We start from the raw sequence: 18181 nt of genomic DNA on the forward strand, positions 1-18181 counted from the left end.
GCCTGCCGCCTATCCGTTACCATCGCCGCACGTTTTCGGGCACGTGCATAAAAAAGAGAGGCCGGGATGTACATCTATCGCTTGGTCCTGCTCCTGGTAGTGGGGATTTACCTGTTCTCCCCAGCCATCATGGATTGGTGGATCGATGCCACGGGTGCCTGGTATCGGCCCTATCTGCTCTGGCTGATCCTGATCGTCGTGACCTTCATCCTGCAGAGCCAAAAAGATGCCGATGAGCTTTAGCCTGACCCAGATGATCCTGATCAGCGGCGCCTATCTGGCGGTGCTGTTCGGCGTGGCTTGGATCAGTGAACGAGGCATGATCCCCCGGGCAATCATTCGCCACCCGCTGACCTACACCCTCTCGTTGGGCGTCTACGCCAGTGCGTGGGCGTTTTATGGCACGGTCGGCCTTGCGTACCAATACGGCTATGGCTTCCTGTCCAGTTACCTCGGGGTGTCCGGCGCCTTCCTGCTGGCGCCGGTGCTGCTTTATCCGATCCTGAAAATCACCCGCACCTATCAATTGTCTTCGTTGGCCGACCTGTTCGCCTTTCGATTCCGCAGCACCTGGGCCGGTGCGCTGACCACCATCTTCATGCTGGTCGGCGTGCTGCCATTGCTGGCGCTTCAAATGCAGGCGGTCGCCGACTCCATCAGCATTCTGACCCACGAACCGGTGCAGCACCGGGTGGCGCTGAGCTTCTGCGTCCTGATTATCCTGTTCACGATTTTCTTTGGCTCGCGGCACATCGCCACGCGGGAAAAACATGAAGGCCTGGTGTTCGCGATCGCCTTCGAATCGGTGATCAAGCTGGTCGCCATCGGCGGCGTCGGCCTCTATGCCTTGTATGGCGTATTCGATGGCCCGCAGCAGCTCGAGATCTGGCTGTTGCAGAACCAGACCGCCCTCGCCGCGCTGCATACGCCGCTCCAGGAAGGCCCGTGGCGCACGCTGCTGCTGGTGTTCTTCGCCTCGGCGATCGTCATGCCGCACATGTACCACATGACCTTCACCGAGAACCTCAACCCGCGCTCGCTGGTCAGCGCGAGCTGGGGCTTGCCGCTGTTCCTGCTGTTGATGAGTCTGGCCGTGCCGCTGATCCTGTGGGCCGGCTTGAAACTGGGCGCCAGCACCAACCCGGAGTATTTCACCCTCGGCATCGGCATCGCCGCCAACAATGAAGCCTTGGCGCTGCTGGCGTATGTCGGCGGCCTGTCAGCGGCCAGTGGCCTGATCATCGTGACCACCCTGGCACTGTCGGGCATGGCTCTCAACCACTTGGTACTGCCGCTCTACCAGCCTCCAGCCGAGGGAAACATCTATCGCTGGCTGAAATGGACCCGTCGCGCATTGATCGTCGCGATCATCATGGCCGGCTACGGTTTCTATCTGATGCTGGGCGACGGACAGGACCTGGCCAACCTGGGCATCGTCGCGTTCGTTGCGACCCTGCAATTCCTGCCCGGCGTCCTGTCAGTGTTGTATTGGCCGACCGCCAACCGCCGCGGCTTTATCGCCGGCCTGCTGGCGGGGATCGTGGTCTGGCTGGTCGCCATGCTGCTGCCGCTGCTGGGCAACCTGCAGGGTTTCTATATTCCGCTGTTGAACATGATCTACGTGCTCGACGACACCAGTTGGCACATGGCAGCCATCGCCTCGCTGGCGGCAAACGTGCTGATGTTTACCCTGATCTCGCTGTTCACCAATGCCAGCAGCGAAGAAGCCAGTGCCGCCGAAGCCTGCGCTGTGGATAACGTGCGCCGGCCCCAGCGCCGTGAACTGCACGCTGCCTCGCCCCAGGAATTCGCCACTCAACTGGCCAAGCCTCTTGGCGCCAAGGCCGCGCAAAAGGAAGTCGAACAGGCCCTGCGCGACCTTTACCTGCCATTCGACGAACGCCGTCCATACGCCTTGCGTCGGTTGCGGGATCGGATCGAAGCCAACCTGTCCGGCCTGATGGGCCCCAGCGTGGCCCAGGACATGGTCGAAACGTTCCTGCCCTACAAGGCCGGCGGCGAGAACTATGTCACCGAAGACATCCACTTCATCGAGAGCCGCCTGGAGGATTACCACTCGCGCCTCACCGGCCTGGCCGCCGAGCTGGATGCCTTGCGCCGTTACCATCGCCAGACCCTGCAGGAACTGCCGATGGGCGTGTGCTCCCTGGCCAAGGACCAGGAGATCCTCATGTGGAACAAGGCCATGGAAGAACTGACCGGGATTGCCGCGCAGCGGGTGGTCGGTTCCCGCCTGAGCACGTTGGGCGAGCCGTGGAAAGGCTTGCTGCAAGGCTTCATCGACCTGCCGGACGAGCATCTGCACAAACAACACCTGGCCCTGGACGGACAGACCCGCTGGCTGAACCTGCACAAGGCAGCGATCGACGAGCCTTTGGCGCCGGGCAACAGCGGCCTGGTGCTGCTGGTGGAAGACCTGACCGACACGCAGATGCTCGAAGACAAGCTGGTCCACTCCGAGCGCCTGGCCAGCATCGGTCGCTTGGCCGCCGGGGTGGCCCATGAAATCGGCAATCCGATCACCGGCATCGCCTGCCTGGCGCAGAACCTGCGCGAAGAGCGCGAGGACGATGGCGAGCTGACGGAAATCAGCGGCCAGATTCTCGAACAGACCAAGCGCGTATCGCGCATCGTCCAGTCGTTGATGAGTTTCGCCCACGCCGGCGGTCATCAGCACAACGACGAGCCGGTGTGCCTGGCCGAAGTGGCCCAGGACGCCATCGGCCTGCTGGCGCTCAACCGGCGCAACTTCGAAGTCCAGTTCTTCAACCTGTGCGACCCCGAACACTGGGTCGACGGCGACCCCCAACGGCTCGCCCAGGTGCTGATCAATCTGCTCTCCAACGCGCGCGACGCCTCACCGGCCGGCAGCGCGGTACGGGTCAAGAGCGAAGCTTTCGAACATACCGTCGACCTGATCGTCGAAGACGAAGGCAGCGGTATTCCACAGAACATCATGGACCGATTGTTCGAACCCTTCTTCACCACCAAGGATCCTGGCGAAGGCACCGGTCTGGGCCTCGCACTGGTCTATTCCATCGTTGAAGAGCATTATGGACAAATCACCATCGACAGCCCGGCCGATGTTCAGAGCCAACGCGGCACCCGTATTCGGGTGACCTTGCCGCGTCATGTCGAAGCGACGTCCGCTGTGAACTGAGACCGTCGAGAGAATCGAATCAATGCCGCACATTTTGATCGTCGAAGACGAAACAATCATCCGCTCCGCCTTGCGCCGCCTGCTGGAACGCAACCAGTACCAGGTCAGCGAAGCCGGTTCCGTGCAGGAAGCACAAGAACGCTTCAGTATTCCAACCTTTGACCTGATCGTCAGCGACCTGCGCCTGCCCGGCGCCCCCGGCACCGAGCTGATCAAGCTGGGCCAGGGCACGCCCGTACTGATCATGACCAGCTACGCCAGCCTGCGCTCGGCGGTCGATTCCATGAAAATGGGCGCGGTCGACTACATCGCCAAGCCATTCGACCACGACGAGATGCTCCAGGCCGTGGCCCGGATCCTGCGTGATCGACAGACGGCGAGCAGCCAGCCAGCGGAAGCGACGAACGGTAAGGCCGCGGCGTCCGGTAAGGTGGGCGCAAGCAACAGCAACGGCGAAATCGGCATCATCGGCTCTTGCCCTCCGATGCAGGACCTCTACGGCAAGATCCGTAAAGTGGCGCCGACCGACTCCAATGTGCTGATCCAGGGCGAGTCCGGCACCGGCAAGGAACTGGTGGCCAGGGCGCTGCACAACCTGTCCCGCCGGGCGAAGGCCCCGATGATCTCGGTGAACTGCGCAGCCATCCCGGAAAGCCTGATCGAGTCCGAATTGTTCGGCCACGAAAAAGGCGCATTCACGGGCGCCAGCGCCGGGCGCGCCGGCCTTGTTGAAGCAGCGGACGGCGGCACGTTGTTTCTCGATGAAATTGGCGAACTTCCTCTGGAAGCCCAGGCGCGGTTGCTGCGCGTGCTCCAGGAAGGCGAAATCCGCCGGGTGGGCTCCGTGCAATCGCAGAAAGTTGATGTGCGCCTGATCGCGGCGACCCACCGGGACCTCAAGAGCCTGGCGAAGATCGGCCAGTTCCGTGAGGACTTGTATTACCGCCTGCACGTGATCGCGCTCAAGCTGCCGCCGCTGCGCGAGCGTGGCGCGGACGTCAATGAAATCGCCAATGCCTTCCTGGCCCGCCAGAGTGCGCGTGTCAACCGCACCGACCTCAAGTTTGCCCCGGACGCCGAGCAGGCCATTCGTCACTACGCCTGGCCGGGTAACGTACGCGAACTGGAGAATGCCGTGGAGCGCGCGGTGATCCTGTGCGAGAGCCCGGAAATTTCCGCCGACCTGCTGGGCATCGATATCGAGGTGGGCGACCTGGACGATGAGGAGTTCATCGGGCTCGCACCGCAGCAAAACGGCGCGAACAACACCAGCCACGAGCCCACCGAGGACCTGTCGCTGGAAGACTACTTCCAGCACTTCGTCCTCGAGCACCAGGACCACATGACCGAGACGGAGCTGGCACGCAAGCTGGGCGTGAGCCGCAAATGCCTGTGGGAACGCCGGCAGCGCCTGGGTATTCCACGGCGCAAGACCGGGGCCACCAGCGAAAGCTGAGGTGCCCAGGTAACATCGCTGGATGTGAAAAAACTGTTACCTCAGCTTTTTCACGTAACAAAAGCCGGGGTTTACGGTAACGAAATCCCGGCTTTTTTTTGCCCCGAGCAAACCGGAATAAGCATAGAACCCCCCGTCTTTCCTGGGCCTTGCAAAAGTTGGCACGCACCCTGCTATAGCTTTGGTACAAGAACAACAACAAGCAATGCACAAGACAATAAAAATAAGACGAATCGACTCACGCACAATAAAAACAAGACGGCGAGAGGCGCAGCTAACTGATTCTTTTGGAGAGGCGTTGTATTTGGGGCTTGCCCCACAACCAGGCCGAGAACAATAAAAACTGTCTCAAGACAGGTGCCTGAACTGGTTGGATCGATTGATCACTGCAACACAGCGACCAAAGCAATCCGTTTGCTCTTGGCTCCCGATTGGGAGGGTCACGAAGGGAAGACCTCGTGATATGGGCGCTCAACAAAAACAAGAAGCCCGAAACCAATAATAAAAAAAGAGCACGCAACTAATTCTGGGGGAGCTTCGGCTCCCCTTGTGGTTTCTGTCGTTCAGCCTTCCCGCATCCTACAAGCCTGTCGCTCAACGCTTGCAATACAAAACGCCTGCGTCCTACACCATCCCTCGACTAAATGCTAGAATCCCCGCCCATCATGCGGTCATTCTTGGTTTTTGGCCGAATATTCCTTCAAACAGTGCATCCCATGCTGAAGAAGCTGTTCCAGTCATTCCGTTCTCCCTTGCGTCGTACGCAACACATACGCAGCACGCCTGAAGTGCTCAATAGCGGCCAGCATTCGTTGCAAAAGGCCCAATTCAGCCGTTACGCGGTGAACATCGTCGAACGCCTGCAGAACGCCGGCTACCAGGCCTACCTGGTCGGCGGGTGCGTGCGTGACATGCTGTTGAACATCACCCCCAAGGATTTCGACGTCGCCACCAGCGCCACGCCAGAGCAGATACGGGCCGAGTTCCGTAACGCACGGATCATCGGGCGTCGCTTCAAGCTGGTGCATATCCACTTTGGCCGCGAAATCATTGAAGTGGCGACTTTTCGCGCCAACCATCCGCAGAATGACGAAGACGAAGACAGCAACCAGTCTTCTCGCAACGAAAGCGGACGCATCCTGCGCGACAACGTCTACGGCACGCTGGAAGAAGACGCGCAACGCCGCGACTTCACCATCAACGCCTTGTATTACGATCCGGTCAGCGAACGCATCCTCGATTACGCCAACGGCGTACACGACATCCGCAATCGGCTCATCCGCCTGATCGGCGATCCCAGGCAGCGGTACCAGGAAGACCCGGTGCGAATGCTGCGGGCCGTGCGTTTCGCCGCCAAACTGGATTTCGGTATCGAGAAACACAGCGCCGCGCCTATCCGCGACCTGGCCCCCATGCTCAGGGAAATTCCTTCGGCTCGCCTGTTCGAAGAAGTGCTCAAGCTGTTCCTTTCAGGCAACGCCGCAGACACCTTCGAGATGCTCGTCGACCTGCAATTGTTCGACCCGCTGTTCCCAGCCAGTGCCGAGGCGCTGGAATACAACCCGACCTACACCCACACACTGATCAGCGAAGCGCTGATCAACACCGACCTGCGCATCAAGCAGAACAAACCGGTAACTCCGGCGTTCCTGTTCGCCGCTTTGCTCTGGCCGGCCCTCCCCGCCCGCGTCTTGCGCTTGCAAGAGCGCGGCATGCCGCCGATCCCGGCGATGCAGGAAGCCGCCCACGAGCTGATTGCCGAACAGTGCCAGCGCATCGCCATTCCAAAACGTTTCACGATGCCGATTCGCGAAATCTGGGACATGCAGGAACGCCTCCCCCGCCGCAGCGGCAAACGTGCCGACCTGCTGCTGGACAACCCGCGTTTCCGCGCCGGCTACGACTTCCTGCTACTGCGCGAAAGCGCGGGCGAGCAGACCGACGGCCTGGGCGAATGGTGGACCGATTACCAGGACGCCAACGACAGCGAACGCCGCGACATGATCCGTGACCTCAGCGGCAAGGACGACGGCACCGGCGGCCCGCGCAAGCGCCGACGCAGCAGCGGTGCCAAGCGCAAGCGCGCGGGTGTACCGAGCGCCTCGGGCGAGTAAGCGATGGAACGCATCTACATCGGCATGGGCAGCAACCTGGCCGAACCCGCAGGACAACTGCGCAGCGCCGTCGAAGCGCTGGCGCGACTGCCCGAGACCCGATTGGCAGGCGTCTCGGCGTTCTATCAAAGCGACTCGCTGCTTCCTGGCCAGCCACGCTACACCAACGCCGTGGCGGCGCTGGAAAGCAGCCTCGCACCGCTGGATCTGCTCGATGCGCTGCAAGCCATCGAAACCGATCAAGGGCGTGAACGCCTGGAGCGCTGGGGCCCGCGGACGCTGGACCTGGATATCCTGCTGTTCGGCGATCGCCTGATCGACGAACCCCGTCTCAAGGTTCCTCATTACCATATGCAGGCCCGGGCCTTCGTGCTCTATCCCTTGGCAGAGTTGGCGCCCGCCGACCTGCGCCTCGCTGACGGACGCCGTCTCAAGGACCTGCTTGCGGCGTGCCCATTCGTCGGCCTGGAACGCTTGCCTCTTATCTGACGAAGACATCCCCTGTGGAAGCGAGCTTGCTCGCGATGCCGGTGGATCAGTTGCCCCACCTGTACTGACACAGCGCTATCGCGAGCAAGCTCGCTCCCACAGGATCCGGGACCCGGCAGTCAGATTCGAAACACGCTCCTGCGCTGAAACGCATCAGTAACCCCGGTAACACCCGGCGGTAACACATCCAATTGACTTCCCCGGTACTCCTCACGACTATAGGCGTCCCGTCGCCGCCAACGCGGCGCTAATGGGTGCAATCCAGGCCTTACAAGCACCGCGCATAGAAGGTGCGCCTGTATTGGAGCGCCTAATGAGGACTTTTTCATGCCAGCTATTACCCTGACCACGCTGCAAGGTCTCAAGCAGAAAGGTGAGAAGATCACCATGCTGACCTGCTATGACGCCACCTTCGCCAATGCCTGCAACGAGGCCGGAGTTGAAGTGTTGCTGGTGGGCGACTCCCTCGGCATGGTGCTGCAAGGTCATGACAGCACCTTGCCGGTGACAACCGCCGACATGGCCTACCATGTGGCCGCCGTCAAACGCGGTAACACCGATGCGCTGATCCTCGCCGACCTGCCCTTCATGGCCTATGCCACCCTCGAACAAACCATGACCAACAGCGCCCTGCTGATGCAGGCCGGCGCGCACATGGTCAAGATCGAAGGCGCGTTGTGGCTGGCCGATTCGATCCGCTTGCTGGCCGAGCGTGGTATCCCGGTATGCGCACACCTGGGCCTCACCCCCCAGGCGGTGAATATCCTGGGGGGTTACAAGGTCCAGGGTCGCAGTGAAAACCAGGCGCGGCAGATGCGTGCCGATGCAATCGCGCTGGAACAGGCCGGGGCCGCCATGCTGTTGCTCGAATGCGTGCCCAGCGAACTGGCCCAGGAAATCACCCAGGCAGTGAGCATCCCGGTGATCGGCATCGGCGCCGGCAACGCCACCGACGGCCAGGTGCTGGTGCTCCACGACATGCTCGGGCTGTCGATCACCGGTCGCGTGCCGAAATTCGTGAAAAACTTCATGGCTGGGCAACCCTCTATCCAGGCAGCCCTGCAGGCCTATGTCGCCGAAGTGAAGGCTGCGTCCTTTCCCGGCGCTGAGCACGGATTCTCCGCATGAACACCGTCAAGACCGTACGCGAACTCCGCGCCGCAGTGGCCCGCGCCCGCGGCGAGGGCAAGCGCATCGCTTTCGTGCCGACCATGGGCAACCTGCACAGCGGCCACATGGCCCTGGTGACCAAAGCCTCGCAACGAGCCGATTTCGTCGTGGCAAGTATTTTCGTCAACCCGCTGCAATTTGGCGCTGGCGAGGATCTGGACAAATATCCCCGCACCCTCGCCGCTGACCAGGAAAAACTGCTTCAGGCCGGTTGTCATCTGCTGTTCGCACCCGGTGTCGAGGAAATGTATCCCGATGGCATGGCCGGGCAGACCCGGGTCAGCGTCCCGCAGTTGTCCGAAGGATTGTGCGGAGCCAGCCGTCCGGGGCATTTCGAGGGTGTGGCGACCGTGGTGAGCAAACTGTTCAATATGGTCCAGCCGGACCTGGCAGTGTTCGGCCAGAAAGATTTCCAGCAATTGGCGGTGATCCGCGCATTGGTCCATGACCTGAACATGCCGATCCAGATTATCGGTGAGCCAACCGTCCGCGCCGAGGACGGCCTGGCGCTGTCGTCGCGCAACGGCTTCCTCAGCCCCGAGCAGCGCGCCGTCGCGCCCGTGGTCTATCGCGTCCTGAGCCAGATCGCTCAAGCCATCCAGCAGGGGCAACGGGATTATCCGGCGTTGATCGATGAGCAGCTCAAGCAACTCGAAGCCGCGGGCCTGCGCCCCGACTATCTGGAAATCCGTCACGCCAAGACCTTGCGTCCGGCCGTGAGCGAGGACCGCGACCTGGTGATCCTGGCCGCTGCTTTCCTGGGCACCACACGGTTGATCGACAACCTGCACCTGGATCTCGACGCGCCCGCCTGAACACCTCAGTCCGAATGTGGGAGCGAGCCTGCTCGCGATAACGGTAGATCAGTTGATATCGACTTTGACTGGCACACCGCTATCTCTAGCAGGCTCGCTCCCACAGGGGGATGTGGTATTCAACAGACTGCATTTGCAAATTCCAGCCGTATTGCCGCTCCCAAAGCCTTCGGGCAAACTGCCCGCCGTTTGGACCCGACCAGAGGAAACACCCATGCACGCCATCATGCTCAAGGCCAAGTTGCACCGCGCCGAAGTCACTCACGCCGTGCTCGATTACGAAGGCTCCTGCGCCATTGACGGTGAATGGCTGGACCTGTCGGGCATCCGTGAATACGAACAGATCCAGATCTACAACGTCGATAACGGCGAGCGCTTCACCACCTACGCGATTCGTGGCGAAGAAGGCTCGCGGATGATTTCAGTCAACGGCGCCGCCGCGCACAAGGCCAAGGTGGGCGATCGCGTCATCATCTGCGCCTACGCCCACTACAGCGAAGCCGAGCTGCTCAACTTCAAGCCTCGCATGCTCTACATGGCACCGGGCAACGAACTGAGCCATACCAGCAACGCCATTCCGGTTCAGGTCGCCTGACCGAAACCCTCTGCATCACCATACTTGTGTGGGAGCGAGCTCGCTCCCACAGTGGTTCATCAGGATCCACCGCGTTCCGTCTGTCGGCCCCTTCCATCCCCCGCTGTATAAAAAAGTACCGGGAAACTGTCAGACAAAGTCAAGACAGATCGCAACGCGAGGTTTACTGTAGTCGCCCTGCGCCTGGTGATCGTGTCGGTGCAGTTATCCGGAAGCCCGCTTCGAGCCGCGCCGGAATTTTTCGTGTACAAAAGGTCGTTCAAGTAAAAAGGAAACCCGCAGCGATGGCGTATTACCGAACTCCTCAAGACGTGACCGCTCTGCCCGCCTGGCAAGCGCTGAATGACCACCGCAAAGCCATGCAGGATTTCAGCATGCGCGAAGCGTTCAATGCCGATCCGCAGCGTTTCAACCAATTCACCCTGTCGAGCTGCGGCCTGTTTCTCGACTATTCGAAGAACCTGATCAACGCCCAGACCCGCGACCTGCTGGTGGGCCTGGCGAACGAAGTCGACCTCCAGGGCGCGATCAAGGCGCTGTTCGAAGGAGAAATCGTCAACGCCTCGGAAAACCGCCCCGCCCTGCACACCGCCTTGCGTCGTCCGGTCGGCGACAAGTTGCTGGTCAATGGCGTCAACGTGATGCCAGACGTACACAAAGTGCTGAACCAGATCACCGACCTGGTGGGCCGCATTCACGACGGCCTGTGGCGCGGTTACACCGAGAAGCCGATCACCGACGTGGTGAACATCGGTATCGGTGGCTCCTTCCTCGGCCCACAGCTGGTATCCGAAGCGTTGTTGTCCTACACACATAAGGGCGTTCGCTGCCATTACCTGGCGAATATCGACGGCAGCGAGTTCCACGAGCTGACGATGAAACTGCGCGCCGAGACCACGTTGTTCATTGTCTCGTCGAAATCCTTCAACACCCTCGAAACCCTGAAAAACGCCCAAGCTGCACGTGCTTGGTACCTGGCCCAAGGCGGTTCGGAAGCGGAGCTGTATCGCCACTTCATCGCGGTGTCGAGCAACAACGCCGCCGCCGTGGCCTTCGGCATCCGCGAAGAAAACATCTTCCCGATGTGGGATTGGGTCGGCGGGCGTTACTCGCTGTGGTCAGCCATCGGCCTGCCGATCGCCCTGGCCATCGGCATGTCGAACTTCAAGGAATTGCTGTCCGGCGCCTATTCCATGGACCAGCATTTCCAGAGTGCGCCGTTCGAACAGAACATGCCGGTGCTGTTGGCATTGCTGGGCGTGTGGTACGGCAACTTCTGGGGTGCGCAGAGCCACGCGATCCTGCCGTACGACCACTACCTGCGCAACATCACCAAGCATTTGCAACAGCTGGACATGGAGTCCAACGGCAAGAGCGTTCGCCAGGACGGCACGCCGGTGTCCACCGACACTGGCCCGGTGATCTGGGGCGGCGTCGGCGCCAACGGCCAGCACGCTTATCATCAGTTGCTGCACCAGGGCACCCAATTCATCCCGGCCGACTTCATCGTGCCGATCGTCAGCTTCAACCCGGTTTCCGACCATCACCAGTGGCTGTACGCCAACTGCTTGTCCCAGAGCCAGGCGCTGATGCTCGGCAAGACCCGCGCCGAAGCCGAGGCCGAGCTACGTGAGAAAGGCGTCAGCGAAGCAGACGTACAGAAACTGGCCGCCCACAAGGTGATCCCGGGCAACCGTCCGAGCAACACCCTGGTGGTGGAACGCATCAGCCCGCGCCGTCTCGGTGCGCTGGTCGCGCTGTATGAACACAAGGTCTTCGTACAAAGCGTGGTCTGGGGCATCAACGCCTTCGACCAGTGGGGCGTGGAGTTGGGCAAGGAACTGGGCAAAGGCGTCTACAACCGTCTGGTGGGCAGCGAGGAAAGCGCGGCCGAAGACGCCTCGACCCAAGGCCTGATCAATTATTTCCGCGGGCGTCATCGCGGCTGATCCCAGGTTTTGCATTGCCTTTGTGGGAGCGAGCCTGCTCGCGATAGCGGTCGATCAGTTAACACCTAAGTTGACTGACACACCGCATTCGCGAGCAGGCCCGCTCCCACAGTTGTTTATGGGTGACTTGAACCCTACGGCCACTGGGCGCATCTTTATATCTTGTCGCAAAACAAGAATAAGGAACCGTCATGTTCGATATCAGCCAGTACCCCCAAGCCGATGCCGTCCGCCGGGCTGCGCAACTGAGTCAAGACGAGTACAAGCGGCTCTACAAGGAATCCATCGAACACCCCAGCGCCTTCTGGGCCGAGCAGGCCACGCGCTTTCTCGACTGGATGACGCCATGGCAGACCGTCCAGCGCTACGACCTCAGGAGTGGCGAAGCCAGTTGGTTCACCGGCGCCAAGCTGAACGTCAGCGCCAACTGTATTGACCGTCACCTGGAAGCCCGAGGCGATCAGACTGCGATCATCTGGGAAGGCGACAACCCTGCCGAATCGGCACAAATTACCTACAGCAAACTTCATCACCACGTTTGCCGACTGGCCAATGTGTTGAAAAGCCGTGGGGTGAAGAAAGGCGACCGGGTATGTATCTACATGCCGATGATCCCGGAGGCGGCGTACGCCATGCTCGCCTGCACCCGCATCGGTGCGGTGCATTCGGTGGTGTTCGGTGGATTCTCGCCGGATTCACTGCGCGACCGGATCCTCGACGCCGACTGCCGCACCGTCATCACCGCCGACGAAGGCGTACGCGGTGGGCGCTTCATACCCCTCAAGCGTAATGTCGACAAGGCGCTGCAAAGCTGCCCGAACGTCAGCACCGTGCTGGTGGTCGAGCGCACCCAGGGCGAGGTGGATTGGGTCGAAGGCCGTGATCTCTGGTATCACCAGGCCACTCATGAAGTGAGCGACGATTGCCCGCCCGAGCCGATGGACGCTGAAGACCCTCTGTTCATCCTCTATACGTCCGGCAGCACCGGCAAGCCCAAGGGCGTGCTGCACACCACCGGCGGCTATCTGCTGCAAGCCGCGATGACTTTCAAGTACGTGCTGGACTACCGCGACAACGAAGTGTTCTGGTGCACCGCCGACGTCGGCTGGGTCACCGGCCACAGCTATATTGTCTACGGCCCGCTGGCCAACGGCGCCACCACGCTGATCTTCGAAGGCGTGCCGAGCTACCCGAGCAGTTCGCGGTTCTGGCAGGTAATCGACAAACACCAGGTCAATATCTTCTACACCGCGCCGACCGCCCTGCGCGCCCTGATGCGCGAAGGTGCCGCCCCCTTGCAGGACACGTCTCGCAAGAGCCTGCGTTTGCTCGGCAGCGTCGGTGAGCCAATCAACCCCGAGGCGTGGGAATGGTACTTCAACGTCGTCGGCGAGCAGCGCTGCCCGATTGTCGATACCTGGTGGCAGACCGAAACCGGCGGCATCATGCTCAGCCCCTTGGTGAGCGCGCCAAGGCTCAAGCCGGGCTGCGCCACTCGGCCGATGTTCGGCGTGCAGCCGGTGCTGCTGGATGAGACCGGCAAGGAGATCAGCGGGCCGGGCAGTGGCGTGCTGGCGATCAAATCCAGCTGGCCGGCACAGATTCGTAGCGTCTACGGTGACCATCAACGCATGGTCGATACGTACTTCAAACCCTACCCCGGCTATTACTTCACCGGCGACGGCGCCCGCCGCGACGAAGACGGCGACTACTGGATCACCGGACGTATCGACGACGTCATCAACGTCTCGGGCCACCGCATCGGCACCGCCGAAGTGGAAAGCGCGCTGGTGTTGCACGACAACATCGCCGAGGCGGCCGTCGTTGGTTATCCCCACGACCTCAAGGGCCAGGGCATCTATGCGTTTGTCACGCCAATGGACGGCGTCGAGGCCAACGACGCGTTGAAGCAAGAGCTCCTGGCCCATGTCAGCAAGGAAATCGGCAGTTTCGCCAAGCCGGAGCTGATCCAGTGGGCGCCGGCGCTGCCAAAGACCCGGTCAGGCAAGATCATGCGCAGGATCCTGCGCAAGATCGCCTGCAACGAGCTCGACAGCCTGGGTGACACCTCGACCCTGGCCGACCCAAGCGTGGTGGAGGGTTTGATCGACAAACGCCTGAACCGCTGAGGCAACATAAACCCCGTGACGAGGGAGCTTGCTCCCGCTCGGCTGCGCAGCAGACGCAATCGCTATCGCCCCTTTGAAAAAAGGGGGCGCTTCGCACCCCAGCGGGAGCAAGCTCCCTCGCCACAAATCGCTGCCTGACGCAAATCTGCAGACAATACCCGAGTATCCATAACTGCTAAACTCCCGCGCCTCATTTCTCTAAGGCGCGCCCGGCATGTCTTCCTTGAATCTGGCGCTGCGCGCCGCCCTCGACCAGCGCCAGGCCCTGCTCGACCAACTGCACCAGCAAGGCACCGATTGCTATCGCCTGTTCCACGGCAGCCAGGAAGGCGCGCCGGGCCTCACCGTCGACCGCTATGGCCCGCAACTGCTGGTGCAGAGTTTCCATCAGTCGCTGGAACTGGAACCCTTGCTGCAGCTGCACGGCATCGTCAATGAACACCTGCACCTCGACACCCTGCTGGTCTATAACGACCGCTCCCGGGGCAATTCGCGTATCGACCGTCAGGACAGCGTCTACCAGGCCGATGAGGCCGCCCTGCAAGACCTCGTCGGGCATGAGTGGGGTTTGAACTACCGCGTCCGCGGCCGCCATGCCGGGCAGGATCCGTTGTTGTTTCTCGACTTGCGCAACGCCCGCGGCTGGGTCAAGGCGCACAGCCGGAACAAAAGCGTGCTGAACCTGTTTGCCTACACCTGTGGTGTAGGGCTCAGCGCGGCGGCCGGCGGGGCGCGGGAGGTCTGCAACCTGGATTTTGCCGAAGGCAATCTGGCGGTGGGCCGCGAGAATGGCCTGCTCAATCCCGAGCTGCCGACGATGGAATTCGTACAATCGGATTATTTTCCAGCAATCCGCCAGCTGGCCGGCCTGCCCGTCAGCCAACGGCGCGGACAGAAACTTCCAAGTTACGTGCGCCTGGAACAGCGCCAGTACGATCTGGTGCTCCTCGACCCACCCGCGTGGGCCAAGAGCGCATTCGGCACCGTCGATTTATTGCGCGACTACCAGAGCCTGCTCAAGCCGGCGCTGCTCGCTACCGCCGACGATGGCGTGCTGATCTGCTGCAACAACCTGGCGAAAGTGCCCATGGAGGACTGGCGTGAACAAGTCCTGCGTTGTGCGCAAAAGGCTGGTCGCCCGGTCCGCGAGTGGAGCGTGCTGGCGCCCGGCGACGATTTCCCGTCGCGGGACCAGCAGCCACCGCTCAAAACGCTGATTCTTCAATTCTGAGCACGCCTCAGCGATCCCACCAAAAAAACGGACAAATCTCATAAAACACAGTGGCTTCGGAACCGTAAACGCATGCCATACTCCAAGGCACTCCGATTCATACCAGACGAAGCCACACATGCCCAAAGGATTGATTCGCGCTTTCGGCGCCCTGTTGACCGCACTGGCCCTCTACAGCCTGATGGGTTTCCTGATCTTGCCGGGCATCGCCCTGCGCATCGTCAATCAGCAACTGGCCGCCCACGCCACGGTGCCGGCCCAGATCCAGCGTATCGAACTCAATCCCTTCAGCCTTGAATTGACCTTGTGGGGCCTGATCGTCGGCGAGCCGGGCAAGGAGCAGGTCGGCTTCGAACGCCTCTACGCCAACCTGCAAGTCGACAGCCTGTGGACGGGCGCCCTGCACCTGGCGGACATCGAACTGGACAAGCCCAAGACCGAAGTGTTGTTCGCCAAGGACGGCCAATTGAACCTGCTGGGCCTGTTCAAACTGCCACCCAGCGAGCCGACCCCGGCCGATCCGGATGCCAAGCCGTTTCCCCTGCGGGTGGATCGGGTCAGGCTTGCCAGCGGCTACGTGCATTTCCAGGACCTGCGCCCCAGCGAGCCCATCGAGTTTTTGTACGACGCCCTCGATTTCGAGCTGAAAAACCTCAGCACCCTGCCCGACGACAGCGCAGACATGACATTGGTGGCCGCGGGCCCCGAGGGTGGGCAGATCGACTGGACGGGCAATTTCAGCCTCGCGCCAATTGCCTCCGAGGGCACACTGAAAATTACCGATGGACAGATGAAAGCCTGGTGGCCCTACGTGCGTGACGCGCTGCCCCTGGTGTTGGAAAACGGCGTGCTGAACCTCAGCACCGACTACAAGCTCAACCTCGCCCAGGGCACGCAATTGCTGCTCAGCAACGCAGCGGTCAGCGTCGCGCCGTTCGCCATGAAGGCGCCTGACGGCCGTCCATTGGCACGGCTGGAGCGCCTGGACGTAAGCGAAACCTCCGTGGACCTGACGAAGCAGCAGGTCATCGTCGGCAAGATCCGCAGTCAGAAGCTGGAAACCTGGGCCGCTCGGGAAGCGGACGGACAATTGGACTGGCAGAAGCTATTCGCCAGCCAGCCAGCCAAACCGCAGGTCAAGGCCGAACCCGCCTCGGCCCCGGCAGCCGCCGACTCGCCCAAGCCTGAGCCGACAGCACCCAGCAAACCGTGGCAAGTGCTGCTCAAAGACGTGCAGTTGCGCGATTACCAGGTGCACCTGGCCGACCGTCAGGCACAGCCGCCCGTAGCCTTGGAGGTTGGCCCACTGAACCTCGACCTGCAAAACTACGACACCCTCAACGGCTCGCCCTTCAACCTGAAGCTGGATACCGGGCTGGGCAAGCAGGGCAAGGTACTCGCCGACGGCGTGGTCAACCTCAACCCGGTCACCGCGAAGCTCAACGTCAAGACCCAGGACATCGACCTGCGAGTCGCCCAGGCCTACATCAACCCGTTCATTCGCCTGGAGCTACGCTCCGGGATGCTCGGCAGCGACCTGGTGGTGGATCTCAAGAGCACCGAGCCGTTGGCATTGGCCGTCACCGGCCGCGCCCAGGTCGACCAGTTGCACACCCTCGATACGCTCAAGACCCGCGACTTCCTCAAATGGCAACGCCTTGAACTCCAGGGCCTCAACTACCAGCATGGCGACAGCCTGTCGATCGCCAAGGTCAATCTGCTCCAACCCTACGCGCGGTTCATGATCAATGACGATCGCACCACCAACGTCGACGACCTGTTGATCCCGCAACCCGCCGACGGCACGGCCAAGAACAGCGGGGCCAAACCGGCATCGAAGGAAAAGCCGCTGGGCATTCACGTCGGAGCCATTGCGATCAATGACGGTTCGGCCAATTTTGCCGACTTCAGCCTGACGCCGAACTTCGCCACGGCCATCCAGCAGCTCAACGGAGAGATCGGCACCATCGACAGCCGCCAGGCCAAGCCCGCCACCGTGGACGTAAAAGGCAAGGTCGACCGCTACGCACCGGTGACCATAAAGGGCGCGGTCAACCCCTTCGACCCGATGGCCAGTCTCGATATCGCCACCAGTTTCAAGCGGGTCGAATTGACGACCCTGACGCCCTACTCCGGCAAGTTCGCCGGCTATCGCATCCGCAAGGGCCGGCTCAACCTCGACCTGCATTACCGGATCACCAAGGGCCAGCTCCAGGCCGACAACAAAGTCGTGGTCGAGCAATTGCAATTGGGCGAAAAGGTCGACAGCCCGGACGCCGTGAGCCTGCCGCTGAAGCTGGCCGTCGCCCTGCTCAAGGACTCCGAAGGCAGGATCTCCATTGAACTGCCGGTCTCCGGCAACCTCAACGATCCGCAGTTCAGCGTGATGCCAATCGTCTGGCAAACCCTGCGCAACCTGGTGGTCCGCGCTGCCCAGGCACCGTTCAAGCTCATCGGCGGGCTGGTGGCCGGCGGCGGTTCGGAAGACTTGGGCAGCGTGGCGTTCGCCCCCGGGTCAAGCGACCTGAGCCAGAACAACGAAAGCGTGTTGTTGAAGTTGTCCGAGGCCTTGGGCAAACGTCCGGAACTTCGCCTGGAGATCGAGGGTACCGCCGCCCAGAGCAGCGACGGCCCGCTGCTCGCCGCCCAGCGCCTGGAACGCGAATATCAGTACAACTACTACAAGATACTGCAGCGCCGAGGCGATAAAGTCCCGGCCAAGGCTTCCCTGTTGCAAGTACCGGAAGACGAAAAAGCCCCGCTGCTGGAAGGTATCTACCGCACCCGCCTGAAGACCCAGCCACCGGCTGAATGGACGCAACTGGACAAACAGGCCCGCATCGACAAGCTCCGTGAAGGCGTCATCAAGTTCTGGAGCGGTAGTGATGTACTGTTGCGCGAACTGGGCCAGGAGCGGGCCAGCAGCATCAAGGATTTCCTCGTGGACAAGGGCAAGCTGGCCGATGACCGCGTGTACTTCATTGACGCCAGCCTGGGCCAGGCCGAAAAGGACGGCACCGTCATTACGCCAATGCATCTGGATGCGGAGTGA

At 61.4% G+C, this 18181-nt stretch carries 12 protein-coding genes; all 12 read left to right on the top strand.

The features are described from left to right. Window positions 1–66 precede the first annotated feature (66 nt). Complete coding sequence (locus tag J3P76_RS21320) at window positions 67–243, top strand: hypothetical protein (protein ID WP_003176118.1); 177 nt, start codon at window positions 67–69, stop codon at window positions 241–243. Further along, window positions 227–3181: a sensor histidine kinase gene (locus tag J3P76_RS21325; RefSeq protein WP_434701214.1), complete on the top strand. Its 2955-nt coding sequence runs from the start codon at window positions 227–229 to the stop codon at window positions 3179–3181. The genes J3P76_RS21320 and J3P76_RS21325 overlap by 17 nt, the downstream gene beginning before the upstream one ends. 22 nt (window positions 3182–3203) lie before the next feature. Next, complete coding sequence (locus J3P76_RS21330) at window positions 3204–4637, top strand: sigma-54-dependent transcriptional regulator (protein WP_420767606.1); 1434 nt, start codon at window positions 3204–3206, stop codon at window positions 4635–4637. A 716-nt stretch (window positions 4638–5353) separates the two neighbouring features. After that, on the top strand, window positions 5354–6751 hold the full coding sequence (locus tag J3P76_RS21335; RefSeq protein WP_420767608.1) for a polynucleotide adenylyltransferase PcnB: 1398 nt from the start codon (window positions 5354–5356) through the stop codon (window positions 6749–6751). 3 nt (window positions 6752–6754) lie between these two features. Then, window positions 6755–7240 carry a 2-amino-4-hydroxy-6-hydroxymethyldihydropteridine diphosphokinase gene (gene folK / locus J3P76_RS21340; RefSeq protein WP_420767609.1) on the top strand — a complete coding sequence of 162 codons (486 nt, stop codon included), beginning with the start codon at window positions 6755–6757 and terminating at the stop codon, window positions 7238–7240. Between the two features lie 327 nt (window positions 7241–7567). Beyond that, window positions 7568–8368: a 3-methyl-2-oxobutanoate hydroxymethyltransferase gene (panB, locus tag J3P76_RS21345; protein ID WP_420767610.1), complete on the top strand. Its 801-nt coding sequence runs from the start codon at window positions 7568–7570 to the stop codon at window positions 8366–8368. After that, a complete protein-coding gene (gene panC / locus J3P76_RS21350; RefSeq protein ID WP_434562266.1) occupies window positions 8365–9225 on the top strand; it encodes a pantoate--beta-alanine ligase in 861 nt (286 codons plus the stop codon). The genes panB and panC overlap by 4 nt, the downstream gene beginning before the upstream one ends. 214 nt (window positions 9226–9439) lie before the next feature. Next, window positions 9440–9820, top strand: a complete 381-nt coding sequence (gene panD, locus J3P76_RS21355; RefSeq protein ID WP_003228271.1) for an aspartate 1-decarboxylase — start codon at window positions 9440–9442, stop codon at window positions 9818–9820. Between the two features lie 284 nt (window positions 9821–10104). Beyond that, complete coding sequence (pgi, locus tag J3P76_RS21360) at window positions 10105–11769, top strand: glucose-6-phosphate isomerase (protein ID WP_420767612.1); 1665 nt, start codon at window positions 10105–10107, stop codon at window positions 11767–11769. A 191-nt stretch (window positions 11770–11960) separates the two neighbouring features. Beyond that, entirely contained in the window at window positions 11961–13898 is a 1938-nt protein-coding gene (acs, locus tag J3P76_RS21365) for an acetate--CoA ligase (protein WP_434609514.1), read from the top strand. Between the two features lie 214 nt (window positions 13899–14112). After that, window positions 14113–15129, top strand: a complete 1017-nt coding sequence (locus tag J3P76_RS21370; RefSeq protein WP_434649997.1) for a class I SAM-dependent rRNA methyltransferase — start codon at window positions 14113–14115, stop codon at window positions 15127–15129. Window positions 15130–15247: 118 nt separating this feature from the next. Next, window positions 15248–18181, top strand: coding sequence for a DUF748 domain-containing protein (locus J3P76_RS21375; RefSeq protein ID WP_434701215.1), 2934 nt, complete (start codon window positions 15248–15250; stop codon window positions 18179–18181).

The organism is Pseudomonas sp. D1-36 (assembly GCF_051132205.1).
Taxonomy (GTDB): domain Bacteria; phylum Pseudomonadota; class Gammaproteobacteria; order Pseudomonadales; family Pseudomonadaceae; genus Aquipseudomonas.

Coding starts and splice junctions, on each gene's coding strand:
- acs (WP_434609514.1), top strand. CDS start 11,961: ATGTTCGATATCAGCCAGTACCCCCAAGCCGATGCCGTCCGCCGGGCT.
- folK (WP_420767609.1), top strand. CDS start 6,755: ATGGAACGCATCTACATCGGCATGGGCAGCAACCTGGCCGAACCCGCA.
- J3P76_RS21325 (WP_434701214.1), top strand. CDS start 227: ATGCCGATGAGCTTTAGCCTGACCCAGATGATCCTGATCAGCGGCGCC.
- J3P76_RS21330 (WP_420767606.1), top strand. CDS start 3,204: ATGCCGCACATTTTGATCGTCGAAGACGAAACAATCATCCGCTCCGCC.
- pgi (WP_420767612.1), top strand. CDS start 10,105: ATGGCGTATTACCGAACTCCTCAAGACGTGACCGCTCTGCCCGCCTGG.
- panB (WP_420767610.1), top strand. CDS start 7,568: ATGCCAGCTATTACCCTGACCACGCTGCAAGGTCTCAAGCAGAAAGGT.
- panC (WP_434562266.1), top strand. CDS start 8,365: ATGAACACCGTCAAGACCGTACGCGAACTCCGCGCCGCAGTGGCCCGC.
- J3P76_RS21375 (WP_434701215.1), top strand. CDS start 15,248: ATGCCCAAAGGATTGATTCGCGCTTTCGGCGCCCTGTTGACCGCACTG.
- panD (WP_003228271.1), top strand. CDS start 9,440: ATGCACGCCATCATGCTCAAGGCCAAGTTGCACCGCGCCGAAGTCACT.
- J3P76_RS21370 (WP_434649997.1), top strand. CDS start 14,113: ATGTCTTCCTTGAATCTGGCGCTGCGCGCCGCCCTCGACCAGCGCCAG.
- J3P76_RS21335 (WP_420767608.1), top strand. CDS start 5,354: ATGCTGAAGAAGCTGTTCCAGTCATTCCGTTCTCCCTTGCGTCGTACG.
- J3P76_RS21320 (WP_003176118.1), top strand. CDS start 67: ATGTACATCTATCGCTTGGTCCTGCTCCTGGTAGTGGGGATTTACCTG.